Annotated in this window: 23 protein-coding genes; 12 read left to right on the top strand and 11 right to left on the bottom strand. The window is 46.9% G+C overall.

Going from position 1 to position 24,258, the window contains the following annotated elements; genetic code table 11:
• Nucleotides 1-82: 82 nt before the first annotated feature.
• Both NIES2104_RS24365 and NIES2104_RS24360 read right to left on the bottom strand, forming a co-directional pair.
• Complete coding sequence (locus tag NIES2104_RS24365) at nucleotides 83-802, bottom strand: hypothetical protein (protein ID WP_059000818.1); 720 nt, start codon at nucleotides 800-802, stop codon at nucleotides 83-85.
• A gap of 515 nt (nucleotides 803-1,317) precedes the next feature.
• Nucleotides 1,318-2,328: a phosphoribulokinase gene (locus tag NIES2104_RS24360; protein WP_059000817.1), complete on the bottom strand. Its 1,011-nt coding sequence runs from the start codon at nucleotides 2,326-2,328 to the stop codon at nucleotides 1,318-1,320.
• Nucleotides 2,329-2,839: 511 nt separating this feature from the next.
• Here NIES2104_RS24360 and petH point away from each other — a divergent pair.
• Both petH and NIES2104_RS24345 read left to right on the top strand, forming a co-directional pair.
• On the top strand, nucleotides 2,840-4,078 hold the full coding sequence (gene petH / locus NIES2104_RS24350) for a ferredoxin--NADP reductase (RefSeq protein ID WP_059000815.1): 1,239 nt from the start codon (nucleotides 2,840-2,842) through the stop codon (nucleotides 4,076-4,078).
• Between the two features lie 87 nt (nucleotides 4,079-4,165).
• Nucleotides 4,166-4,813: a restriction endonuclease subunit R gene (locus NIES2104_RS24345; RefSeq protein WP_059000814.1), complete on the top strand. Its 648-nt coding sequence runs from the start codon at nucleotides 4,166-4,168 to the stop codon at nucleotides 4,811-4,813.
• Nucleotides 4,814-5,022: 209 nt separating this feature from the next.
• On the opposite strand, the gene NIES2104_RS24340 is transcribed toward NIES2104_RS24345, so the two are convergent.
• On the bottom strand, nucleotides 5,023-5,244 hold the full coding sequence (locus tag NIES2104_RS24340) for a helix-turn-helix transcriptional regulator (protein ID WP_225895282.1): 222 nt from the start codon (nucleotides 5,242-5,244) through the stop codon (nucleotides 5,023-5,025).
• A 168-nt stretch (nucleotides 5,245-5,412) separates the two neighbouring features.
• Between NIES2104_RS24340 and NIES2104_RS24335 the strand changes: the two genes are divergently transcribed.
• Nucleotides 5,413-5,664 carry a hypothetical protein gene (locus NIES2104_RS24335; protein ID WP_059000812.1) on the top strand — a complete coding sequence of 84 codons (252 nt, stop codon included), beginning with the start codon at nucleotides 5,413-5,415 and terminating at the stop codon, nucleotides 5,662-5,664.
• 196 nt (nucleotides 5,665-5,860) lie between these two features.
• Here NIES2104_RS24335 and NIES2104_RS24330 read toward each other — a convergent pair whose 3' ends face one another.
• A complete protein-coding gene (locus NIES2104_RS24330; RefSeq protein ID WP_263971032.1) occupies nucleotides 5,861-6,112 on the bottom strand; it encodes a hypothetical protein in 252 nt (83 codons plus the stop codon).
• Nucleotides 6,113-6,269: 157 nt separating this feature from the next.
• Between NIES2104_RS24330 and NIES2104_RS24325 the strand changes: the two genes are divergently transcribed.
• Complete coding sequence (locus NIES2104_RS24325) at nucleotides 6,270-7,331, top strand: fatty acid desaturase (RefSeq protein WP_059000810.1); 1,062 nt, start codon at nucleotides 6,270-6,272, stop codon at nucleotides 7,329-7,331.
• Between the two features lie 13 nt (nucleotides 7,332-7,344).
• Here NIES2104_RS24325 and NIES2104_RS24320 read toward each other — a convergent pair whose 3' ends face one another.
• A complete protein-coding gene (locus NIES2104_RS24320; protein ID WP_059000809.1) occupies nucleotides 7,345-7,617 on the bottom strand; it encodes a hypothetical protein in 273 nt (90 codons plus the stop codon).
• Between the two features lie 55 nt (nucleotides 7,618-7,672).
• Here NIES2104_RS24320 and NIES2104_RS24315 point away from each other — a divergent pair, with 55 nt between their 5' ends.
• Nucleotides 7,673-8,536, top strand: coding sequence for a tRNA (5-methylaminomethyl-2-thiouridine)(34)-methyltransferase MnmD (locus NIES2104_RS24315; protein ID WP_059000808.1), 864 nt, complete (start codon nucleotides 7,673-7,675; stop codon nucleotides 8,534-8,536).
• Between the two features lie 239 nt (nucleotides 8,537-8,775).
• Nucleotides 8,776-10,125, top strand: coding sequence for an N-acetylmuramidase family protein (locus NIES2104_RS32480; RefSeq protein WP_059000807.1), 1,350 nt, complete (start codon nucleotides 8,776-8,778; stop codon nucleotides 10,123-10,125).
• Nucleotides 10,126-10,328: 203 nt separating this feature from the next.
• On the opposite strand, the gene NIES2104_RS24305 is transcribed toward NIES2104_RS32480, so the two are convergent.
• Nucleotides 10,329-11,954 (bottom strand): gamma-glutamyltransferase family protein, encoded by a 1,626-nt coding sequence (locus tag NIES2104_RS24305; RefSeq protein WP_263971031.1) that lies wholly within the window; start codon nucleotides 11,952-11,954, stop codon nucleotides 10,329-10,331.
• Nucleotides 11,955-12,222: 268 nt separating this feature from the next.
• Here NIES2104_RS24305 and NIES2104_RS24300 point away from each other — a divergent pair, with 268 nt between their 5' ends.
• The 4 genes from NIES2104_RS24300 to NIES2104_RS24285 all read left to right on the top strand — a co-directional run bounded on the left by NIES2104_RS24300 (nucleotide 12,223) and on the right by NIES2104_RS24285 (nucleotide 16,751).
• On the top strand, nucleotides 12,223-13,452 hold the full coding sequence (locus NIES2104_RS24300; RefSeq protein WP_059000805.1) for a sedoheptulose 7-phosphate cyclase: 1,230 nt from the start codon (nucleotides 12,223-12,225) through the stop codon (nucleotides 13,450-13,452).
• Complete coding sequence (locus NIES2104_RS24295) at nucleotides 13,453-14,265, top strand: O-methyltransferase (protein WP_059000804.1); 813 nt, start codon at nucleotides 13,453-13,455, stop codon at nucleotides 14,263-14,265.
• A 202-nt stretch (nucleotides 14,266-14,467) separates the two neighbouring features.
• On the top strand, nucleotides 14,468-15,805 hold the full coding sequence (locus tag NIES2104_RS24290; RefSeq protein WP_059000803.1) for an ATP-grasp enzyme: 1,338 nt from the start codon (nucleotides 14,468-14,470) through the stop codon (nucleotides 15,803-15,805).
• Nucleotides 15,806-15,905: 100 nt separating this feature from the next.
• Nucleotides 15,906-16,751 carry a hypothetical protein gene (locus NIES2104_RS24285; protein WP_156427034.1) on the top strand — a complete coding sequence of 282 codons (846 nt, stop codon included), beginning with the start codon at nucleotides 15,906-15,908 and terminating at the stop codon, nucleotides 16,749-16,751.
• Here the strand turns inward: NIES2104_RS24285 and NIES2104_RS24280 are convergent.
• Complete coding sequence (locus tag NIES2104_RS24280; protein WP_059000801.1) at nucleotides 16,748-17,281, bottom strand: pentapeptide repeat-containing protein; 534 nt, start codon at nucleotides 17,279-17,281, stop codon at nucleotides 16,748-16,750. The genes NIES2104_RS24285 and NIES2104_RS24280 overlap by 4 nt on opposite strands.
• Before the next feature lie 250 nt (nucleotides 17,282-17,531).
• Here NIES2104_RS24280 and NIES2104_RS24275 point away from each other — a divergent pair, with 250 nt between their 5' ends.
• Nucleotides 17,532-19,070: a SagB/ThcOx family dehydrogenase gene (locus NIES2104_RS24275; RefSeq protein WP_059000800.1), complete on the top strand. Its 1,539-nt coding sequence runs from the start codon at nucleotides 17,532-17,534 to the stop codon at nucleotides 19,068-19,070.
• A gap of 169 nt (nucleotides 19,071-19,239) precedes the next feature.
• Here NIES2104_RS24275 and NIES2104_RS24270 read toward each other — a convergent pair whose 3' ends face one another.
• Nucleotides 19,240-19,842 carry an HD family hydrolase gene (locus NIES2104_RS24270; RefSeq protein ID WP_059000799.1) on the bottom strand — a complete coding sequence of 201 codons (603 nt, stop codon included), beginning with the start codon at nucleotides 19,840-19,842 and terminating at the stop codon, nucleotides 19,240-19,242.
• 134 nt (nucleotides 19,843-19,976) lie between these two features.
• Between NIES2104_RS24270 and dnaG the strand changes: the two genes are divergently transcribed.
• Nucleotides 19,977-21,881, top strand: coding sequence for a DNA primase (gene dnaG, locus NIES2104_RS24265; RefSeq protein ID WP_059000798.1), 1,905 nt, complete (start codon nucleotides 19,977-19,979; stop codon nucleotides 21,879-21,881).
• Between the two features lie 75 nt (nucleotides 21,882-21,956).
• Here dnaG and NIES2104_RS24260 read toward each other — a convergent pair whose 3' ends face one another.
• The 3 genes from NIES2104_RS24260 to NIES2104_RS24250 form a co-directional block, all read right to left on the bottom strand.
• The gene (locus tag NIES2104_RS24260) at nucleotides 21,957-22,565 is read right to left on the bottom strand and encodes a hypothetical protein (RefSeq protein WP_059000797.1); all 609 of its coding nucleotides are present in this window, start codon (nucleotides 22,563-22,565) and stop codon (nucleotides 21,957-21,959) included.
• A 170-nt stretch (nucleotides 22,566-22,735) separates the two neighbouring features.
• On the bottom strand, nucleotides 22,736-23,359 hold the full coding sequence (gene ruvA / locus NIES2104_RS24255) for a Holliday junction branch migration protein RuvA (protein WP_059000796.1): 624 nt from the start codon (nucleotides 23,357-23,359) through the stop codon (nucleotides 22,736-22,738).
• A gap of 9 nt (nucleotides 23,360-23,368) precedes the next feature.
• Nucleotides 23,369-24,112 carry a sucrose-phosphate phosphatase gene (locus tag NIES2104_RS24250; RefSeq protein ID WP_059000795.1) on the bottom strand — a complete coding sequence of 248 codons (744 nt, stop codon included), beginning with the start codon at nucleotides 24,110-24,112 and terminating at the stop codon, nucleotides 23,369-23,371.
• Nucleotides 24,113-24,258: the final 146 nt, after the last annotated feature.

Genomic DNA, 24,258 nt, shown 5'->3' with positions numbered 1-24,258 from the left:
AAACGGTTCTCTGCGTGAGATGCCGATAAAAATGGGCACTCCTTCTCAGAAGCACCCACAACCTTGAATCGAGCCTAAATTCTTAATCGATGAAGCCCATCAAATTCGCCGCATCATCGATGTCGTTAGAAAAAACGGGACGACCTCCCATGTGTTGCGCCGCAGCAAGTAATCCGGGTTCACTCAGCATCACAGGTCGCCCAAACGTTTCTGAGCCTTCAACCGAATGAAAATCACTGTAAAAGATCGGACGGTTTCCCGGAAGCATTTCAGCCACTTTCAGATTGCTCGATGACACCGGACGACCATTCATAATCGTGCCGTAGACTTCCATGTGGCTCGCTTCGATCGGGCGAATTCCCGCCGATTGAATCGTGCCTGCCACTTCAAAATCATCTGACATCACCGGACGATTGATAGAAGAGAGGCTAATGATCTCAAGTGCGCTCCCATTGTTTTCTACGGGGGTTGCCGTCGCTTCAATCACTTCTGAATTACTCATGAGAGGTTCCTCTGGGGTTGATTCTGTGGATACGGTGGAAGAATTAGTTTCCGAAACGGGGTCAACTTCCAAAACCGGCAACGCTTCTGGTTGCTCGGCTTTCTCTGGTTGATTCGGCTTGGATGTCAAAGTCGGTAACGGTTGCCCGATCGCCTCTGGAGTTGAAGCTTCCGGAGTGGGTTCTGCTGCGGGGGATTCGGTCGCAGTCGGTGCCGCGTTTTCTGGTGTTTCTGTCACCTTTGCCGCAGTGCGTCGATTATTTGCCCTACGACTGGTTTGATTTCCACGGCTGGTTGCCATCGCGCCATTACCTCAACGAATTTATAGAATTACAGCTTGCGAACCACCGGAAGAACTGGCTCAACGGATAGGTACAGTATGTTAAATGGCTGATTCTTAGGGAATCATTATAAGTGAAACCGGGGTCAGTAATATCAGGTGATCCCAAGCAGAATTAATACGATCGATTAACTCTACCAATTGATTTCTAATCTGGGGTGGACAGCTTGTCCGCCCAAACCCAGGAGGATGTTTGAAAAGTTGTCGTTCGTTGCAATTCCCACCCTGAAATGAATTTCGGGCTAATCGACGAAAGTCCTTTGAAAAGAACTAAGAACCTGAAACTAGCTCTGAGTCTACTTCAGTAGACTTTCCACCATTAGCCCGAAATTCATTTCAGGGCGGGAGCAGAACGTAGCGAAGGAGCCTTTTATATTTCTTCAACACCCTCCAAGAGCAGGCAAGATGCCTGCACCACCTTGGGATGAAAAAGGAGGTACGATCGCACCTCCCTTCAATCCTTTTACAATCCGGCTCTAGACCTTCGCAGGAATTTTTGCTGCGCCAACTTGATTGGTCAAGCGCTCATAGGTCGCCCGCATCTTCAAGCCCGTCAACACCTGGAACAAGCCCGTACCGTTGTTAGAACCGGGATACTCACGGTGTTGCAGCAAGAGTTCAGTCACTTCACCGTTGTATTTCGCTGAAGTTTTGCTCAAATGCTGCTCGATGTAGATCACTTCTTCGAGCTTGTCGAATTGACCATCGACTTCGAGGACGGAAACACCATGCTTGTAGTACACATCGGGTCCGTAGTGCATTCTGATGCCGGGATACGAACAGGTGAGCTTACGACCACACGGAGTCCAATCGATCGTTGATCCTTCATCAAACAGGTAAACCGGATCATACCCTTCGATGCCGTCGCGCTGAATCATTTGAACGCGCAGCACTTTCCGTTCTTTGTCGTCTTTAATCAACTGCGTCGGCAGCACTTGAATCACCACATCCGCGAATTCTTTTTGCGGATCGATGTAGGCATCAAAGTCAGGCTTACGCGAATTGATTTGCGCTAAAACATCTTCGTAGCTGTGACCGCGTTCAGCCATATCCCGCTGAATCTTCCAGGCAATTTTGACTTCATCGCTGATGTCGAGATAGACGCTGAAATCGATCAAATCACGAACACGCTGGTCATAGAGCGGATGTAAGCCCTCGATCACGACAATATGATTCGGCTCCACCTTTTCGGGCGGATCGATCATTCCGGTTTCGTGGTTGTAAATCGGCTTATCGATCGTTTCTCCGTTCTTGAGCGCTTTGATTTGCTCATACATCAGGTCGAAATTATTCGCCTTCGGATTGAGTGCGGTGATGCCCGTTTCTTTGCGCTGTTTCCGATCCAGACTGTGGTAATCATCCAGGCAGATCACAGTGACGAAATCTTCCCCAAACAGATCTGTGATTCGGCGCAGAAACGTGGATTTTCCGCATCCGGAGTCTCCGGCAACGCCAATCAGAACCACGCGGTCTGGCTTACTGGTCATAAGTTTCCTCTAAAAACAAAAAGTCAACGACGGTTTTTTGGGTCAGCCAGGATTCAGGCTGTATCGAAATTCGCTTCCATAACTCGATCGACAAAATCGATCGTGCCTTTCCCGGTCACAGAATTTCGCTGCAATAAATTGCTGCAAAAAACTATCCTGCAAGCGCGAGTCAAGGCTTAAGGTATAGCGTAAGTATTTAGTACTATCAGCTAAGGGGATTCTACCAAATCACGATCCCACGTACAAGAGCTAAAAAAATTATTAAGCTAATATACGTTTGTACTGCAAGGATTTGGATCGCGATCGCAAAGATTAATTTCAGCTTCACAATTGACTTGATCGATCCCCCAAAAGCCTCTGTAAAGTAAGAACGGAGATTATTTTGGCTTCTCATTACAAGTAAGGACAGTTGGGTAAATTTGCGATCGATCCCCAAACGTTGCATATTTATCTAAACGGGCAACTTGCAGCACAGTTTTAAGTTCATTTAGGTCGGAGAAACAAGAGAGCGATGTATTATTCCAGCGCGTCGGGTGCTGCGAACACCCCATCTGGGAGCCGTGTCTTCCGGTATGAAGTGGTCGGGTTGCGCCAAAGCGAATCAACCGATCAACAGAATTACCCGATTCGGCAGAGTGGCAGCACTTTTATCAATGTCCCTTACAACCGCATGAATGAGTTCATGCAGCGGATTACTCGCTTGGGCGGCAAGATTGTGAGCATTCAGCCTTTAGAGGCAAACGGCAATGGGTCTGGAAACGTTACTGTTGAACAGAAAGCACCTGCCGTGAAGCAGGAAAATGCTACTGCGAACCCACCAGAATCAAAGCCCATGACACAAGCTAAGGTTAAAAAACACGCAGACGTTCTAGTCAACATTTACAAGCCTAACAATCCGTTAGTTGGAAAGTGTATTTCCAATGACGAATTGGTGGGTGAAGGCGGAATTGGAACCGTTCGCCATCTCAAATTTGACATCTCTGGCAGCGATCTGACTTACGTAGAAGGTCAAAGTATTGGGATTATTCCACCGGGAACTGACAAGAACGGGAAGCCGGAGAAATTGCGTCTTTACTCGATCGCATCGACTCGCCACGGCGATGATGTGGATGACAAAACGGTATCGCTCTGTGTTCGTCAGCTAGAGTACAAACATCCGGAGACGGGTGAAACGGTGTACGGTGTTTGCTCTACCCATCTGTGCCATTTGGAACCGGGTACAGAAGTGAAGATCACGGGTCCGACCGGAAAAGAAATGCTCTTGCCGGAAGAGACCGATCGCAATGTGATCATGATGGCAACCGGAACGGGGATCGCTCCGATGCGGGCTTACTTGTGGCGGCAGTTCAAGGACAACGAGAAAGCAGCGAACCCTGAATATCAGTTCAACGGTTTCTCCTGGTTGATCTTCGGAATTCCAACTTCTCCAAACATTCTCTACAAGGAAGAGCTTGAAGAGATCCAAAGCAAGTATCCGGATAACTTCCGTCTCACCTATGCAATTAGCCGTGAGCAGAAGAATAAAGACGGCGGCAGAATGTACATTCAAGACCGTGTAGCTGAATATGCGGCGGAATTGTACAAGATGATGAAGGATGAGAAGACTCACACCTATATTTGCGGTCTGAAGGGCATGGAGGACGGCATTGATGCGGCTCTCGGTGCGGAAGCGGCAAAAGAAGGGGTCGAGTGGAAAGAGTTCCGCAGTGCGATGAAGAAAGCGGGACGTTGGCACGTTGAAACGTACTAATTTCGATGTTTTGAATTGAAGCGAAACCGGGGGAATTCTCCCGGTTTTTTTGTGCGATATGATTTGAGGATGAATCGGGATTGAAAAATGACGATCGCGCTTGATGCCAGTAATTTGACTCTAGACCAAGTTCATCGACTTCTGAAACTGCAACTTCGTGTGGGTCAGAAACTCACCTCTCTATTGACGTTGGAAGAATTAACCGAATCAGAACGCCAGAAGCTAACACAGATTCGAGAGAATTTTATTACCTATTACGGGGAAGGCAAGATTCTTGAAGGTCAGATTCAGTATTTATTTCTGTCGCCTTTGATGTGGCTTGCAGGATTTCATAATCCTAGAATTCGGCTTGATTTAGAAGTGGGAATTTCTAGCATTGAGGTCGAGGATGAAGACACGCTGATTAAAGGGCGAATGGATATTCTCGCTGCGAAACGGATGCGAGATCAGCGCGAGATGAATGTGTTTTGGGTGCTGATTGTTGAGGCAAAGAATAGCAGCTTAGAGGCTTCAGAAGGACTACCGCAGCTTTTGACGTATGCTTTCACGGGATTGGAGCAACAGCAAGCTGTGTGGGGATTAACGACGAATGGATTGAATTATCAGTTTGTGCGGATCGAGCAGGGAGAGCCGCCGCCTTATACGCTGTTTCCGACGTTTAATATGTTGTATCCCGATCAGGTGGAGCAGTTGTTGCAGGTGATGAAGGCGATTTGTGAGGAAACGCGATCGTAAGTTGGGATTTAGGTCGATCGTGCTTTTTTGCTCTCGTTGCGAACTCGCCCCGGAATGGAATTCGGGGATGAAAGCGATTTGTGAGGAAACACGATCGTAAGTTGAGATTTAGGTCGATCGTGCTTTTTCGCTCTCGTTGCGAACCCGCCCCGGAATGGAATTCGGGGCTAACGGTGCGAAGTCCGCTGAAGGGGACTGAAGAGTTTAGATTACTCGTCTGAATCGGGGACGTATTGGATTAGATCGGCAGGGGTGCAATTAAGGGCATCACAAAGTTTTGCGAGTGTTTCACCACCGATCGCTGGCATATCATCGGCATTCTTCAATTTTGAAATACTCACTGGGTTCATGTTCATCATTTGAGCCAGTGTTTTATTGGTCATTTTTCGGTCTGCCATGACCACCCGTAATCGCCAACGAATCTTTCCCACGAATTCACACTGCTCAAAAAATGAAGGCTTCCAAACTTTCTTTGGGTTGAACCTTGAATCATCACTCGTAGCCTGATAAGCTATTTAAGTGAATCAATAGTTGATGCGCGATCGCGAACCCTGCCAAGAGATATCGATCGCGTCACCCCAAATTGAGGTAAATAAATCATGCCATACAACGCTGAGTTTGATGATTCTGCGGCGAACGATCGTGCGAGAACTTATCAAGAGCGATATTTGACGAATTGGGCGATCGTCTGCCTGCTTCCGAATATGCAGCGTACTATTGTCGGACGGTTTCGGACTCGCACTGATGCAGATGGACATCTACGAGTGTTGCGTCAGGTGATGCCGGATCGGGAATTTATTGTGGTGTTCGATCGAGCTAACGAATCATCTCTTCAATCTCCTCATCCGTAAAGCCAAATTGCCGAAGGATTCTCAGAACGTATGCCGGAGACATTTCTTTCGCTCCCATATCGATCGGCACAATTCTAGTTTCTTCTTCAAGCTCACGGCATAAAGCCGATGATCGCCTTTGCCCTCGCGATGAAATACACAGCCCGAACGCTCTAAGATTTTGATTAACTGCTTTGGCTTGAGTGACGGAACATTTTTAGGCATAAACCGCACGTAGTTCGTAGCTTTCTGTTGGTGGCTCGTTTGTTTCTAATGCCAAGAATTCGTGCAGTTCTTGAATTGGGACAGGTGAGAGATAAATGTTTGGCTCAGTTTCGTAGACAGACTGGAAGGAATCAATCGCTTCTTTCAGTTTGTCGATCGCTTGATTTTGCGTTTCACCTTGCCCAACAATTCCATTTTCAAGACAGAGCGCAACCCAGTAATCTGAGCTACGTTTCAAAACCATTGTGTAAAAGTTCATCGCGTTTTGCCAGAGCTACAGTCATTTCAACTATACCTGGTAAATCTGAGTCCTAATTTCGATTCTCGAAACATACTGTTACACTTGCTGCAATGAAACGGTAAAATGACCGGGCTACATATCGTTTCGCTAGAAGAATTACGTGCAAGTTTATCCGAACCCGTCTACCCCGGTTGCAGACGTTTATACCCGTGAGGAGCTACCCTTTACGCTCAAAGATGTTCGATCAGCAATTCCCGATCGCTGTTTTGAACCGAACACTGCTCGATCGCTCTTTTATTTCTTTCTTGATATCAGCATCATTGCAGGATTAATTGCGATCGCGGCTTATCTCGATTCCTGGTTGTTTTTTCCGATTTTCTGGTTTGCTCAGGGCACGATGTTCTGGGCTTTATTTGTGGTTGGGCATGACTGCGGACATGGCTCATTTTCCAAACACAAATGGTTGAATAATTTGATCGGTCATTTGTCGCATTCTCCGATTTTGGTCCCGTTTCATGGTTGGAGAATTAGCCACCGGACGCACCACGCGAATACTGGCAACATTGATACTGATGAGAGTTGGTATCCGGTGACAGAAGCGAAATATGCAGAAATGGGATTTTTAGAAAAGCTGATGCGGTTCTATTTGCCGCTGATTGCTTACCCGCTGTATCTATTTCGTCGATCGCCTGGGAAACAAGGCTCTCACTTTATGCCGAGTAGCCCACTGTTTAAGCCATCCGAGCGCAATGACATTATTGTGAGTACAGTTTGTTTGCTTGCAATGGTTGGATTCTTAGCAGCATTAACGTTCCAATTCGGATTTCTGTTTCTGCTAAAGTACTATCTCGGTGGATATGTTGTATTTGTGATTTGGTTGGATTTGGTGACATTTTTGCACCATACCGAAGATGATATTCCTTGGTATCGGGGTGAAGATTGGTACTTCCTCAAAGGTGCATTGTCTACTATCGATCGTGATTACGGAATTTTTAATCCGATTCATCATGATATTGGTACTCATGTTGCACATCACATTTTCTCGAATATGCCGCACTATCGATTGAGAGAAGCGACAGAAGCGATTAAACCTGTCTTGGGTGGGTACTATCGGAAATCGAATGAGCCGATCTCGAAGAGCTTCTTTAAATCCTATTTTGCCTGTCATTTTGTGGCAGATAATGGATCAAAGATTTACTATCAATCGCCTCACGTTCGGTAATGCTTAGGGGAACTCATTCTTCTGTGGGTTCCTCTTTCATGTCGATCAAACCTTCGTCTACAGCGGTCTCTAGTAGAAATCGTTTCGCGAGTCGATCGTATACTCCCGCACCCACAAACTGTGGAAATTTATGCGATCGACTATACACCCAGACTAGATTTCCTTTCTCGAAAATCCGCACATCCTGAAACCATTTGCACTGAGGCATCAGGGATTTCGCAAATTCGAGGGCATCAATCCAGCGATCGAACTCTCGATCGACATCACGAGTTACAACTTTAAACACAGTTCTATTTTTACTAACGCTACTTCTAGAATAAAGCAAGCGCTATTGAGTATGTATGCCAGATTGGATTCCACAATTAACGCGTGACGGGTCTTATACATTCTTTTCTGAAGAATTTGGAGAAGCATTTCACAGCTACCAAGGCGCGAAAACAGAAGCCTTTCAAAAATTCTCAGACGCGATCGACTTACAGCAAAGAGCAAAGCAATCTGAAATTAAACTCTTAGATGTTTGCTACGGATTGGGATATAACACCGCAGCAGCGATCGAGGTGATTCGCAAAATTAATCCAACCTGCAACATCGAAATTTATGGCTTAGAACTTGATCCAACTGTTCCGATCGGTGCTGCACCACTTCTACAACACTGGTCAACTGATGTTCAAACCGTTCTAGAATCCCTTGCTAAACAGCATTCTTATCAAGACAATCACCTCAAAGCACAATTGCTAATCGGAGATGCGAGACAAACCATTCAACAGTTAAATCACTTTCAAGCAGATGCAATTTTCTTTGATCCATTCTCACCGCGTCGCTGTCCTCAGCTTTGGACGGTGGAATTTTTTAAGCTTGTAGCTCAATGTCTTGCACCCGATGGCAAGCTTGCAACTTATTCGCGATCGGCATCGGTTCGCACTGCATTGATCGAAGCAGGATTACAGATTGGAACGATTCCGCTCGGAGAATTGCACCTGCCGCATGACTGGGCGCAAGGCACGATCGCGGCTTGGAGTGCTGAAACTTTGCAACCTTTATCGCAGATGGAACAAGAGCATTTGAATACTCGTGCGGCAATTCCTTATCGCGATCGTACTTTGCACGACGCAGCCGAAGAAATTTTAGAACGACATGAACAAGAACAGCGATCGAGCACGGTAGAATCAACCTCAAGTTGGCGCAGACGGTGGAACATTAAATGAGCGATCACATTGGATTTTTGCAAAACTGGCAGGATGCGGTTGTATTTTGGAGCTTTGTGGCAATCACCGTATTCGTCACTTGGCGGATCTTAGCTAGCAAACCTAGAGAATAGAGAACACTCTCTGGGTAGCGTCGTAACAGTTTGTATAGCAATTCTGGAAAATACGTAGAATCTTCTAAAGAAAAGAAGAGAAACGTGCCTACAATCTAGAGTGCTAATAGCGTGGGGTGAAATCTTATGAATCTGAATACTATTGCATCAGGAACTGCGATCGTCGCACTAACGACTGTTCGCAACAATCAGAACTTAACGAGAGAAGTTCAGCAGCGACTCACTTCATTAGGATTTCAACCGGGACTTGTAGACGGTATTTGGGGCAACCGAACTCAAAGCGCTTTTACTGCCTTTGCAACCCGAAATCGACTACAAGCAGATGTAATCAGTCCCCGTGCGGCTCAAGTGTTGCTCGGAATCCAACCTCGTCCCACTACGCCAACCCCACCCCCACGACCGACTCCAGTCCCTACCCCGACACCTCCCACAATTGCTCAACCTCCCGCCACACCAACCCCTACACCTCGTCCACCCGTTACTGCAACCCCAACCCCGGCACCCACTCCCACACCACGCCCACCTGCTACTGCAACCCCAACCCCAGCACCCACTCCAACGCCGCGTCCACCCGTTACTGCAACCCCAACTCCAGCCCCGTCTGGACCTCGATTTGCTCCGCCGACTCAAGCCATTCCAACTGGATTACGCCCGATCGCGTCGGATGTCTTCACCTGGCAAATGAGCCGAATCTCAGCCGACCAACGTCTCACGCGCCAAATTCAGCAAGGATTAGACGCAATGGGACACAATCCGGGTCCGATCGACGGACTTTGGGGCGGTCGAACTCAGGCGGGATATGTTGAGTTCTCTAGAGCGTATGGATTCAACTCGAATGAGCTATCCCCGATCGCGGCACTGATGCTACTAGAGCCTGCGATTCCTCGAATTCCGGTGACTCGTCCAATTCGACAGTTGACATCCCAAAATTTTATTGATGTTGCTCGATCGATTGGCTGTGAAGTGGCGGCAGTTCGCGCCGTGGTTGATGTAGAAGCTGCTGGATCAGGATTCTTGCGCGATGGTAGACCGAAGATTTTGTTTGAAGCTCATTGGTTTTCAGAGTTTACCAATGGACAGTTCGATGAGAGTGACGGTGATATTTCAAGCCCTGTTTGGAATCGTGCCCTTTATATCGGTGGGGCGGGAGAATGGGATCGAATCTATCGAGCCTCGAATTTGAATCGAGCCGGAGCATTGAAATCGGCTTCTTGGGGACTGGGACAAATTATGGGCTTTAATCATGGTGCTGCGGGCTATCGTGATGTGGAATCTTTTGTGCGGGATATGCACGAGAGCGAAGGGAAACAACTCACGGCAATGTTCAATTTTATTAAGAGCAATCGGCTCGATCGCTTTTTGATTAACCGCGATTGGGCAGGATTTGCACTGCGGTATAACGGTGAAAGCTACCGAGTGAATCGCTATGATGAAAAGCTAGCAGAAGCTTATAACTATTGGCGAAATGCGGCTTAGAGTGTGTTTTAAAGCCTTCTCGCTCTCGTTGCTCACTCGCCCCAGAATGGAATTCGGGGCTAATCAAACGAAGTCCACTAAAGGGGACTAACAGCCAAATCCAGCATCTTCAGTCAGTTTCAACTGACTTCGCACTGTTAGCCCCGAATTCCATTCCGGGGCGGACATGAACGAAGCAAAGAGTTCTGAAACACACCCTAGAACTAAAGCGCGATCGCACATCCATCCGCTCTCGATTCTGACCCTGCAATCAAAACATTGTTGTCTTTGAGAATGACTTGTCCTCGACCGAAAGCGCTGGGTTCAGCAGTCATTTGAATGGCATGGTGTCGATCGGAAAGTGCGATCGCAATATCAGAAGAAATCGATCGCTCTAAAAGTACCTGATTGTTTGCAACCCATCGCCAGCGAGGAGCATCTAGAGCAGTTTGCGGATTCATGCCATAGTCCACCAAGTTCACGACCATCTGTAAATGTCCTTGAGGCTGCATAAAGCCACCCATTACACCGAAAGCACCAATCGGCTGATCTTCGATGCTTAGAAATCCTGGGATAATCGTGTGATAAGGACGTTTGCCAGGTGCAACTTGATTTGGATGTCCTGCTTCAGTTGAGAAGTTACTAGCACGATTTTGTAGTGCAATTCCTGTACCCGGAATGAGAATTCCACTACCAAAGCCAGCATAGTTCGATTGAATAAATGATACCATCAGATCTTGGTCTGCTGCTGCTAAATAGACTGTTCCACCTTTCGGAAGTCCTGAAGTGATAGTAGATAATGCTGTATTAGTGATCAATTGTCTTCTTTTGGCGGCATAAGCTTTATCGAGTAAATCAGTGTGAGAAACGCGCATCGATCGCGGATCACCAACATGTCGATCGACTTCCACAAACGCTAATTTCATCGCTTCAATTTGCAGATGAAAGCTCTCCACTGAATCACGCGGGTATTTTGATAGTTCAAAGCCTTCTAGAATGTTCAATGCAATTAAGGTAGCAATACCGTGTGTGTTGGGTGGCGTTTCCCAAACGGTAACACCTCGATAGTTTGTTGAAATCGGATCAACCCAATCACATTGATGATTCGCTAAATCAGTGCGATCGAGAAATCCTCCGGTCTGTTCTGCGAATTGTGCGATTGCGTCTGCGAGTTCGCCTCGATAAAAGGATTCGCCTTGAGATTGAGCAATCGATCGTAATGTTTTCGCATGATTCGGACTGTTCCAAACTTCGCCCGCACGAGGAGCGCGACCTGTTGGAAAAAACACAGATTGAAACGGTTGAAATTCGGCTCCAGAGAGTTTAGTAAAAATCTGTTCGGCTCGTTTCCAAGCTCTTGCAGTTTCAGGAGACACGGGAAAGCCTTGTTCCGCGTAACGAATTGCAGGTTCAAACAATTGTTCAAACGGGAGCTTTCCCCAACGCTTAGACAGCGCGATCCACGCTGAAACTGCACCGGGAACCGTCACCGTTCCCCAGCCTAAATTGGGCATCTTTGGCGCATCGAGAAAGCTTTGGATTGGTAAATTCTGCGGACTTCGACCGGAGGCATTTAAGCTGTGAAGTTTTCCATCCCAAACGAGCGCGAAAGCATCAGAGCCAATGCCATTTGAGGTGGGTTCGACGACCGTGAGCGCGATCGCAGTCGCAACCGCAGCATCGATCGCGTTGCCACCTGCTAACAGCATTTGTATTCCTGCTAACGTTGCTAAAGGTTGACTCGTCGCGACTGCTCCTTGGGTTCCCATTACGACGTAACGCTTTGCAGCGTAAGGATAACGGTCAATCTGTTCTGCGATAGAAAATCTTTCTTCAGAATTAGTCTTCAAGACGTACTCCTTTCTACTCCTTTAGGCACTGTTAAGCGATCGGGCAGATTATTACTCTACTGATAGTTTACGGTGCGGCTAATACATGATTCAAATTTCACGGCACTTCATGTTTTGGGAGTCCGCCAAGTCGATTCGGTTGATCTTATTTAGTCGGTTGCGGTTTCTAACACAAACTTAGAGATTTACTAATTTATTGACGTAGTTCGTAATGTGATTTACGAGCGAGTTTGTGTTGGCAATTTGGACAATTTACGGAAAGAAAGCTATGAGTTCTGTTCAGGCAAAAGTAGAAGTAACGGATCAATCATTCCATTTGGAAGGATACGAAAAGATCGAGTTTAATTTGGATCTGATTGAAGGGTTATTTGAAGTCGGTAATTCAGGATTGGCAGACAATTATCGCACTCTGGGGCGTTGTTTAGCCGTGGTCGATCACAATGTCGATCGACTCTATGGCGACCAGCTTCGATCTTATTTTGAATACTATGAAATTGATTTAACCGTATTTGCGATCGAGATTACGGAACCTACAAAAACGATCGACACGTTTCTGAAGATTACGGATGCGTTTTGCGACTTTAATTTGAAGCGCAAGGAACCAGTTCTGGTGATTGGGGGTGGACTGGTTTTAGATGTGGCGGGCTTCGCCTGTTCTGCGTATCGAAGAAGCACAAATTACATCCGAGTTCCGTCTACTTTGATCGGATTAATTGATGCAGGTGTGGCGATCAAAGTTGCAGTGAATCACGGCAAATTGAAGAATCGCTTGGGGGCATATCATCCACCAAAACAGGTGATTCTCGACTTTTCATTTCTCAAAACATTGCCGGTTGATCAAATCCGAAATGGTATGGCGGAGTTGGTGAAAATTGCTGTTGTTTCCAATGAGGAAGTTTTCAACTTATTGGAACAGCATGGTGAGGAGTTGCTTTACAACCATTTTGGATTCGTTGGCAATGATGCTGAATTGAAGCAAATTGGACATCGAGTAAACTACGAATCGATCAAGACCATGCTGGAGTTAGAAGCTCCGAATCTGCATGAATTGATGCTCGATCGAGTGATTGCTTACGGTCATACTTGGAGTCCGACGCTCGAACTCGCTCCCCAAATTCCACTGTTACACGGTCATGCGGTGAACATTGACATGGCAATTTCAGCCACGATCGCTGAAAAACGCGGCTACATTTCAGCACTCGATCGCGATCGTATTCTCGGTTTGATGAGTCGTTTGGGACTTGCATTAGATCACCCGTTGATGGAAATTGATCTGATGTGGAAAGCAACACAATCGATCATGCTGACCCGCGATGGATTCTTAAGAGCCGCAATGCCGCGCCCGATTGGAACTTGCTACTTTGTGAATGATTTGACTCGTGAAGAGTTGGAAAGCGCGATCGCAGATCACAAACGCCTGTGTGCGGACTATCCGCGTGCTGGTGCAGGAATTGATGCCTATGTGGGTAGCAGTGAACTGATCGGGAGCGCGAACTAGATGACAACGATTACGCCGCCTGTCGCTCGTCCGATTACACCGCTTGGAATTTTGACCGCTCATTTGCAAACCGCGATCGAGCAATTGCAACATTCAGAAGATGCCACTGAATCAGTGCAGAAAGCTTTAGATTTAGCGATCGGGCTGGAAGAGTATGTGAATGCTTGTACAACGTCTGAATCGAAAGATTTGAAAGCGATCGCCCAAAAAACACAGCGCGAACCTTGGGATCAGCGTTTTTCTGATGGTGAAACCGTCCGCCATTTAGAGCAAGAAATGCTGTCGGGTCATGTGGAAGGACAGTTCCTTAAAATGTTAGTTCACATGACTCGTGCCCGTCGCATTCTCGATATTGGAATGTTTACCGGGTATTCCGCGTTAGCAATGGCGGAAGCATTACCGAATGATGGAATTCTGGTAGCGTGTGAGGTTGATGATTATGTTGCGAGTTTTGCTCAGAATCTCTTTGATCAGTCTCTGCATGGATCAAAAATTCAGATTCGGTTAGCGCCTGCGATCGAGACTCTCAAACAACTCGCCGATCAAGGTGAATCGTTTGATTTCGTGTTCATCGATGCGGATAAGCGGGAGTATGTTCAATACTTTCAATTGCTGCTTGATGAAGGGTTATTAGCACCGGATGGGTTTATCTGTGTGGATAATACGCTGCTTCAGGGACAGCCTTATCTGAGTGAGCGATCGACGAATGGAGCTGCGATCGCAGAGTTTAATCGAGTGGTGGCAGAGGATGAACGGGTTGAACAGGTGTTAGTTCCATTGCGTGATGGGGTGACATTGATTCGACGAGTTTAGGAGATGTTTGCTTCGTTGCTCACCCGCCCCAGAATAGAATTCGGGGCTAACAGTGCGAAGTCCCTTCAGGACTAAAGAACCTGAAACACCAGTCCCCTTTAGTGGACTTCGTTCTACTAGCCCCGAATTCCATTCCGGGGCGGGCTGCTGCAACGAACGAGAAGCCTTCAAACGAAAAGCCTCCATCTACGGCTGTTTTACCATGCTAAATTCTAAGTCTCTTCCATCTAAGCTCATCGCAGCATTACAAAATATACTGACGCTCACAGCATTATTGATCGCGCTGCCGATTAATTTAACGATCGTGCTCATCGCCTTTCTAATCGGACAATTTCAGAAATCGACCACTCCTAAATCTAACGCTCCGAAACGCATCCTGATTACAGGCGGCAAGATGACGAAAGCTTTACAGCTTGCTCGATCGTTTCACGCTGCGGGTCATTCTGTCGTCCTAGTTGAAACCGAGAAATATTGGCTCACAGGACATCGATTTTCAAATGCAGTCGATCGCTTTTACACTGTTCCCGCACCTAAGCAAAACTCAGAAGCATTTATCAACGCCTTAGTTGAGATTGTGCAGCGGGAAAACATTGATTTCTTTGTTCCAGTTACTAGCCCAGTTGAGAGCTACTATTGTTCATTAGCAAAACCGGAATTGTCGAAATACTGTGAGGTATTCCATTTTGATGTGGGGATCACACAGCTACTAGATGATAAATTTGAACTGAGTCAAAAAGCTCGATCGCTAAATCTCACGGCTCCGAAAACCTATCAAATCACGAATCCGCAGCAAGTTCTCGATTTCGAGTTTGACTCAAGCCAATACATTCTCAAAAGCATTGCTTACAATTCGGTGCATCGATTGGATATGACTAAGTATCCATTAGAATCAAAAGAAGCAATGGCAGCACACTTAGCAACTTTGCCGATTAGTGATGAGAATCCTTGGATCTTACAAGAGTTCATTACTGGGCAAGAGTACTGCACCCATAGCACTGTGCGCGATGGTAAAGTGCGATTGCATTGTTGTGCAAAATCTTCGGCGTTTCAGGTGAACTATGAGCAAGTAGAACATGCTGCAATTCAAGCTTGGATCACAACATTCGTCGAAGCATTGAACCTTTCTGGACAGATTTCATTTGATTTTATTGAACGTTCGACGGGTGAAGTTTATGCGATCGAATGTAATCCCCGAACCCATTCTGCAATCACGATGTTCTACAATCATCCCGAAGTTGCCAATGCTTACTTAGGTGAACCCTTAACCGTAGAACCGATTCAACCCCTGCCAACGAGTAAGCCGACTTACTGGACTTATCACGAAGTTTGGAGACTAATCACCTTTGATCGATTGCAACACCGTTTACAGACGATCCTGAGCGGAAAAGATGCCATTCTGCAAACCTCTGATCCGATCCCGTTTCTGATGGTGCATCATTGGCAGATTCCATTGTTACTGCTCAATAATTTACATCACCTCAAAGGGTGGGTACGCATCGATTTTAACATTGGTAAACTCGTTGAGCCAGGCGGTGATTAATACACTCAAATCGTTCGTTAACAAGACATCCGGAAACATTCAATCTGTGCGTGAATCTATTTTATAAGAGGACATTGCCTAATTCGTCTCAGTCCAGGCAATGACGCATATGAAAACCAAAGCCTTGATTTTGTCTGGAGTCGTCGTTTTGACCGCTGCTGTGAGTTCTACGATCGCGGCTGTCTCTTATCTTCGTCCCGAACCTCAAAGCGCTGCTCCGCAAGTTGAACAGCCTCAGCCGACCGTTTCAACTCCACCTGCAACGATCGAGAAACTGAATCCTCCGGTTTCCACTGCTCCGAGTCCTGATCCGGCTCGATTACCGATCGCGTTAGTAGACGAATCGGTGCAGTCTCCCGAATTTGTGAAGTTCCTCGATCGTACAAAGCAAGCGGTACGCGATCGCGATGCGAAATACATTCGCAGCATTGTCACTCCACAGACAAAATTCAGCTTTGGAGCACAACGGACGATCAACTATCTCAATCCCGAAAATCCCAAATCTTCGTTTTGGACATCGCTCGAAAAAGCCCTCGCTTTAGGCTGTTCTCAAGAAGCCAGCGGCTATTCCTGCCCGACTGTGTTTCAACAATTCCAAAGTGCATTAAAGCCTAGTTCTACTGATCTGGATGCGTTTTCTGCGATTGTGGTCGTCGGTCAGAATGTCAATGTGCGATCGCGTCCTGACGGGAATTCTCCTGCGATCGCCACGTTGACCAATGAGATCGTGAAGTACGACACCACCACTTTTCAGAACGCCTCTGAGCAAGAGAAATCCGAAACCTTCCGGCTTGATAATCCGAACGGTTGGACACCTGTAATTTTATCGGGCGATCGGCGTGGATTTGTTGCGAGTCGGTATGCTTACAGTCCAGTGGGCTATCGAGTGATCTTTGGCAAAGAAGGCGGCGAATGGAAAATGCAAGCCTTTGTGACTGGAGATTAATCACTTTGGCGATGTCCATCGGGGTAAATGGTAAACGCATCAACGATCGCGCCGGTTAAGTCCAAATCAGTCGATCGCGCTAAATTTGCCCCGCTGAGATTCGCACCCTGCAAATTCGCTTGCCGTAAGTTCGCACGGCTTAAATCAGCATTGCTCAAATCGGCATTGCTCAGATTTGCATTGACTAAATTTGCTCCGCTCAAGTTTGCTTCACTTAAATTCGCTCCACTGAAGTTTGCTAAGCTCAAATCGGCTCTGAGCAAAGCTGCCCGCTCTAAATTAGCATTAGTAAAATTCGCTTGATGCAGTTGAGCATCACTGAGTTCTGCACTCTCTAACTGTGCGGTGCTCAAATTTGCTTGTCGTAAATTGGCGTAAGGGAGATAAGCCTGATTGAGGCAACACCCAGCCAAGTTAATGTTTGCTAACATCGCTTCAAAAAAATCGGCTTGTTCTAAGTTATGATTTTCAAAATTTCGTTCTCCCTGGTTGTATCTGGCGATCAAAGTTTTAGCCGCGATCGTGTTCATCTTCGTCCTAAAATCCGCCTGTCTCACACTTCACCTATGTAGAAACGTAAAGAAGAATGGGAAAGAGTTAAAGATACTTAATGTTTTCTTTAGGGATCAGGTAAAAATCTGCTGAACTTAAAGAGAATACAGTGCGTCAATGTGCCTCTATTGCTTCAAAAATTACTTCAAAAATTGTTGTGTGGATGTCTAGCCCCCAATCCATTCTCATGTCAATATCAAAAGATAGTACGCAGCCTAAACAAGAATTATGCCGGATTTGCAAGTGTCGATCGCTGAACATTATCACGAACGCACCAAATACGACCCGGAAACGATTCACGCCAAGAGCCAAGCGCTGAACTGGGAAGAACAGCCGATCCCGTTCAAGTCGTACAAGTTTGGCACGTCGATCGATCTCAAGCCGTATCTCAGTGAAGATCCAAACCGCGATGGTTGGTGGCAGCGGCTCTCTAAGCTGTTGGTTTGTAGCTATGGGCTGACGGGCGCGATTCCAACGAGTGGCGAACCGCATTATCTGCGATCGTCTCCGTCTGCGGGTGGGCTATACCCGGCTGAAGTATATTTAATTTCTCGTGGCACTCCGGAGCTTCCGGCAGGACTCTACAATTATCAAGCGAGAACTCACACGCTGCTAAATTTCTGGGAATCGGATGTTTGGACTTCACTACAGTCAGCCTGTCTTTGGAATCCGGTTTTAGAAGATACGCAATTGGCGATCGTGGTTTCTGCGGTGTTTTTCCGATCAGTATGGCGCTACCAAGATCGAGCCTACCGCCGAATTTTTCTTGATACCGGACATTTGATCGGCAACATTGAGTTAGCTTGTGCGATGACGGATTTTCGCTCTCATCTGATTGGTGGATTTGCCGATGAAGCACTCAATCAATTGCTTTATTTTGATCCAGAGCAAGAAGGCGCGATCGCAGTGTTACCGATCGCAGATTTAACCCAGATTCGCGAAAATCTTCCCCTTGCTCGAACCGCACTGCCAACGGCACCCAAACTAGACTATCCGAGAATTCCCGATGGCGGCTTGTTGAGCTATTTTCATCAAGCAACCCAGATTCCGCACAATCCAAATGCGAAAGTCAATTGGAAAGTTCCCGAAGCTGCGGAACATTCGGATAAGTTTAATTTTCCGTTCTGTCACAGGGTTTCGACTTTCTGTGATCCGATCGATTGGGAGCACGATTTGCATGGACTCGAACAAACGATGATTCATCGTCGATCGACTCGTGCGTTTAGCGGTGAGCCTTTACCGATCGGTGAACTCAAAGCCGTTTTAGATTTCGCTTATCAACCGCAGCACTACATCGAGCAAAACCTCGATCGTTCTCCCGATTACTTCGATCTGAACCTAGTTGAAACCTTTGTCGCGGTTTCGGGTGTGACTGATCTCGAAGATGGTTGCTATTACTACGCTCCCAAAGCTCAGGAACTACGTCAGATCAGATTTAAGAACTTCCGGCGTGAACTGCATTTTCTGTGTTTAGGACAGGATTTAGGGCGGGATGCGAGTGCGATCGTGTTTCACACCGCAGATTTGAGAAATGCGATCGAGCAGTATGGCGATCGAGTTTACCGTTATCTACACATGGATGCGGGACATTTAGGACAGCGCATGAACTTAGCCGCAAGTCATCTGGGACTAGGTGCAAGTGGAATTGGTGGATTTTTTGATGATCAAGTGAATGAAGTGTTGGGAATTCCACAGGATGAAGCGGTTTTGTATATTACGGCATTAGGTCGATGCTTGCACCGCGCTTCGCGTTCGAGACAGCGATGAACGATCGAGTTATGACTGTTATCTTCAAATTTAATTGTGCGATTCTTCAAATTTAATTGTGCGATCGGGAAACTAGCGTATTTTGAAATCCCCCGCTTCGTTCACTCCCGCCTCGGAATGGAATTCGGGGCGAGACGGAATCGAAGTGGAAAGACTTGTCGAACTAGCGTTAATCAAACTGCAAAATAAATCCTTTCCGAATCGCATCCTGAATCAACTCCTCTACAAACTCACCCAGCACCGAAGAACCGATCAACACCGGAGCCATTCGTTTTCTCACCTGCGCTTCCGTCACATTCGCCATTTTCCAAGTGCCGCCTTGGGTATAGTAATTGTGCAGTAGCGGTTGAAGTCGATCGAGTGCCGTCGCGAACTGTGCATCTAAGGTTTCCTTCGCATCGAATTCTTCCCAGAGCGATCGCAATTCCTGTTCTAAATTCTCCGGCAGCATTCCAAACAATCGATCAGCGGCTTTTTGTTCTCGATCGCTTTGATCTTGAACTGCGATCGCGTCGTAACAAAAGGTATCTCCCGCATCGATCTCAACTAAATCGTGAATTAGTACCATTTTGAGAACGCGCAGTAAATTAACTTGCGGATCAGCATATTCGGAAAGAACGATCGCCATCATCGCTAGGTGCCAAGAATGCTCTGCATCGTTTTCACGTCTGGATTTGTCCATCAGTAGCGTCTGCCGTAAAACGTGTTTCAGCTTATCGATTTCAACGATGAATTGGATTTGCGCTTGGAGTCTGGTGATCGTGAGTTGCATGAAAAATTCCTGAGTGCTAAACTTGCTGGACAAACGCTAGGGATAGCGTAGAATGAACAAAGCAAAACCTATTTACAGCGTTTCCAAGAATTTCATTCTCTCGCTAGAATAGGTGTACCAGCCGAAGGTTGATCATGAACGTTCCACGCCTGCACCCGGATACGATCGAGCAAGTCAAACAACGTGCGGATATTGTAGACGTTGTTTCGGAACATGTTGTCTTGAAGAAACAGGGCAAAGATTTTGTGGGCTTGTGTCCGTTTCATGATGACAAATCTCCGAGCTTTTCGGTCAGTCCCAGCAAACAGTTTTACTACTGCTTTAGTTGCAGTGCAGGTGGGAATACGATCAAGTTTCTCATGGAGTTAGGCAAACGCAACTTTAGCGAAGTTGTTCTCGATTTAGCAAATAAATATCAAGTTCCAGTTCAAACGCTGCAAGCAGAAGACCGTCAAGAGTTCCAGCGGCAACAATCGGTTAGAGAGCAACTATACGAAATTCTGGCGATTACAGCGAAATTTTATGAACATGCGTTGCAGCAATCTCAAGGTGCGGAAGCATTGACATACTTGAAACGCGATCGCAAACTTTCTTCCGACACCATCCAACAGTTCCAACTCGGTTACGCTCCCGCAGGTTGGGAAACGCTTTGTAAGTATTTAGTCGAGCAAAAACGCTACCCGGTTGCAATGGTCGAGAAAGCCGGATTGTTAATTCCGCGCAAATCGGGAGAAGGGTATTACGATCGCTTCCGTAACCGTTTGATGGTTCCAATCCATGATTCGCAAGGTCGCGTGATTGGCTTTGGTGGACGGACTTTAGGCGAGGAACAGCCGAAGTATTTGAACTCTCCTGAAACCGATTTGTTTGATAAAGGAAAGACGCTGTTTGGATTGGACAAAGCAAAAAGCGCGATCGCGAAACAAGATCAAGCCATTGTGGTTGAAGGCTATTTTGATGTGATTGCACTTCACGCCGCTGGCATTACCAACACAGTTGCTTCTCTCGGAACGGCTCTCAGTGTGGCGCAAGTGAAACAGCTACTGCGCTACACCGAATCGAAGCGAGTTGTCTTTAACTTTGATGCCGATCGTGCGGGAGTTCAAGCAGCAGAAAGAGCGATCGGAGAAATTGCAAATCTCGCTTACCAAGGAGAAGTTCAGCTTCGGATTCTGAACATTCCCGATGGCAAAGATCCAGATGACTATCTCAAGAATCATCCTGCACAGGACTATCACAACTTACTCGATCGTTCTCCATTGTGGCTCGATTGGCAGATTGAACAAGCGATCCTCAATCAAGACCTAAAGCAATCTGATCAATTCCAACAAGCAGTAATGGCGATCGTATCTCTGCTTGGTAATCTGCCTAACCCTTCACTCAGAACCCACTACATTCATTACTGTGCAGAGCTTCTGAGCCAGGGGAACAGTCGATTAACGCAGCAAATCGAAGAGAATTTACGGCTCCAAGTTCGAGGGCAGCGGTGGCATGGTCGATCGCAGAAATGGCAAACTCCCAGCGATCGTAATCTACTCGAAGAATGTGAATCTCAGTTATTGCGGCTCTATCTTCACGCACCCGAATTTCGCGCCCAACTGAGAACCGCGATCGATGCCCAAGATCTAGAATTCAGCCTGTCACATCATCGATTCCTGTGGCGGCAAATCTGCGACATCGAGCAGGACAATCTTGATGGTGACTTATTTGAGGCATTGCGCGATCGCACTCACGATTTTCCACGTGAAATGTCTCAGGTGTTTTCGCTGTTTGAACTCGATGAAAAAACGAAGCGCGATATTCTCAGAGCACCGTTAGTGATTCGATCGGCAACAGCGGGAATTGAACGGGTAATGTGTGAAAAGCGCTATCGGCATTTCCTTGATCTTTGGGAAAAAACGGATCTGAGTACAACACCGGATCTCGGACAGTTCTATCAGCAAAAAGCGTACGTTGAGAAACAGCGGATTGCAGAACTCGATCGATTACGTCAGGTGAGTTTTGTTGATTTGGTGCAATCCCCGATTGCGGTTGATTAATGTGGTGTGGAACGGGCATCTTGCCCGTCCGGGCAGGTAAGGACACCTACCCCACAGGTGCATTAAAGCCGATCGCTATTTCTTGATCGCTTTAAACCTCGCCTGATTCAGCGCAAAATTACCATCCACAAACGCAGGAACCTCTGTTCCCGCCTCATACACTGCCTGTTTTCCCTTAAAGAGCAGTGCCAGCGGATTGATCACCGCCGCGACCGCAATAATGCCGCCTGCATGTCCCCCACCCGCTTGCTGACTGCCCCGAATCGCGACTCTTTCACCCGTAACCAGCGTCACTTCTTCAACAGCAATTTCTAACTTTCCTTTTCGACCCAACATCCCAGCACCGCGCACTTTCGTCACTTTGCCTTTAGCAGGTGCGCCTTTCGCAATCACAACCCGATTTCCAACCAAGACATCTTCAGCAACTTCAAAATCAACTACCTCTCCCAGATTCGAGTCTTTCGATGAAATCGTTCGCTTGAATTTGAGCTTTAAGGGTGCGCCATCTTGTAATCCAAACTGCAAAACGGGTGCAGGCGTTTTAACAGGTGCAGAAGTGGGGGGTAGCGGTTGCTTAATGGCTTGACTAATTTGGATTGGGGTTGCCAAGGCAGACAGAGATGCCATCGGTACCATGCCTAAACCGAGTACCAGGGCGGAAGCTGCGATCGTCGATCGATTCATTGCGTTACTCCTATTGATGAGAGCCGTCTAAACACTTTAGTTCTCAAACCCGCACAACTCATGCAGACGAAAAAACATTCTCGCCTTTGTGCTGGATTCAATATACGGGTATTTACAGAAAATTATGTTGAATAAAAATTAAAGAATTTAAAGCTTGGAGTCGCACGTCATTACTGACTCAACCATGCGATCGCCTGTCGAATCCAAGCCTCAGTATCTCCCGATTTTGACAATGCTGTATTTTGTCCGACGGCTTGAAGCGCTTGGGTAATCTCTTGATCCGTATAGCCCAAGGCTAACAACGTCATTTCCACATCTTCGAGAATGTTCGCAGCGGGACCTGCACCCGGAGTCACCACAATACCGGACTGTTGCCGCCATTCGGCTAGTTTCGTCTTTAGTTCTAGGGCAATTCGTTCTGCTGTTTTTGCACCGACACCAGGAGTACGAGACAGTAAGCGCGTGTTACCCGACACGATCGCTTGCACCAAGTCCTGCAAGCCTAAGGTATCGAGCAGTGCCACGCCCAACTGAGGACCAATTCCACTCACGCTAATTAACTGGCGAAACAGGTCGCGCTCGGCGGCTGATCCAAATCCAAATAAAGTCACCTGATCTTCGCGCACATTCAAATGCGTGAAAATCTGCGCTTCTTCGCCTTCTGACGGAAGCGATTGTAGTAAACGGGGCACCACCTGCAAATCATAGCCAATCTGATTCACCTCTAACGTCAAGGTGACGCGATTGTTCGTCTTTTGAATCGATGCGATCGTGCCTTTGAGATAACCTATCATTTCTTCATTTTAGCGAAAGCCGAAGTATTGTAGCCCCTCTAGAATGCCAGCCGCACAATGAGATTTCGCCAAGTAATGATTCGGAGTCGGATGATCGCGATGCCAGGACAATAATTCGGGTTGAGCATTGCCGACAATGATTCCAAGTTCGGAGCCAGCCGCAAACAGCGCAATATCGTTTCCAGAATCGCCACAGACGATCGTTTGATTTGGCTCAAATCCCAACGTTTGACGCACGAAGGTTAAAGCCGATCCTTTATTGGCATGACGCGGCAAAATGTCTAAATCGCGTCCACTGCTGTAGAGCAATTGCACATCTAAACCTTGTTGCTTTAGTAAAGTCTCCAACTGCGGAAGGAGCCAAATCGCCACTTCTTCGGTCAAAAAGAAACTCACTTTAAAAGCGCTTTGTTCAGAATCCGCTTGAGGAACGAGATCCGAGAAATGGGCGGTCACTGCCATGACACGATCGCGATTCCATCCCGTCTTTAATTTCTCCTGCCATCCCGCATCCGGTTCACCCTCAAGCCGAGAATAAATCGCGGTTCCGACCGATGCAATCAGCAAATCCGGCTCAAATAAAGGAGCTTCAGCCGCGAGTTCTCGATATCGAATCAGCGATCGACCTGTGGAATAAACGATTTTGCTTCCCGTTTCTCTTGCCTTTAACAGCCATTCATTGAGTTCCTCGTGTGCAAAGTCATCGCCCACCAGCGTATGGTCTAAGTCTGTGACAAAAAGAATCTGCGTCACTTTCGATCTCCCCAAAGTTTTGTCTGAGTTTAGATCGCAATCAAAAAAATTACCTAATTCTCAAGATTGACTCTCCGGTGAATCTGAAGTTCTTATGGCAAAAAAGCGATCGTGGGTGTGTCAGTCTTCTAGAATCAGTAGACTGG

The sequence above is a fragment of the Leptolyngbya sp. NIES-2104 genome (assembly GCF_001485215.1).
Classification (GTDB): domain Bacteria; phylum Cyanobacteriota; class Cyanobacteriia; order Leptolyngbyales; family Leptolyngbyaceae; genus Leptolyngbya.
The sequence above is the reverse complement of the archived record's forward strand: the minus strand, read 5'-3'. Positions and strand labels throughout refer to the sequence as shown.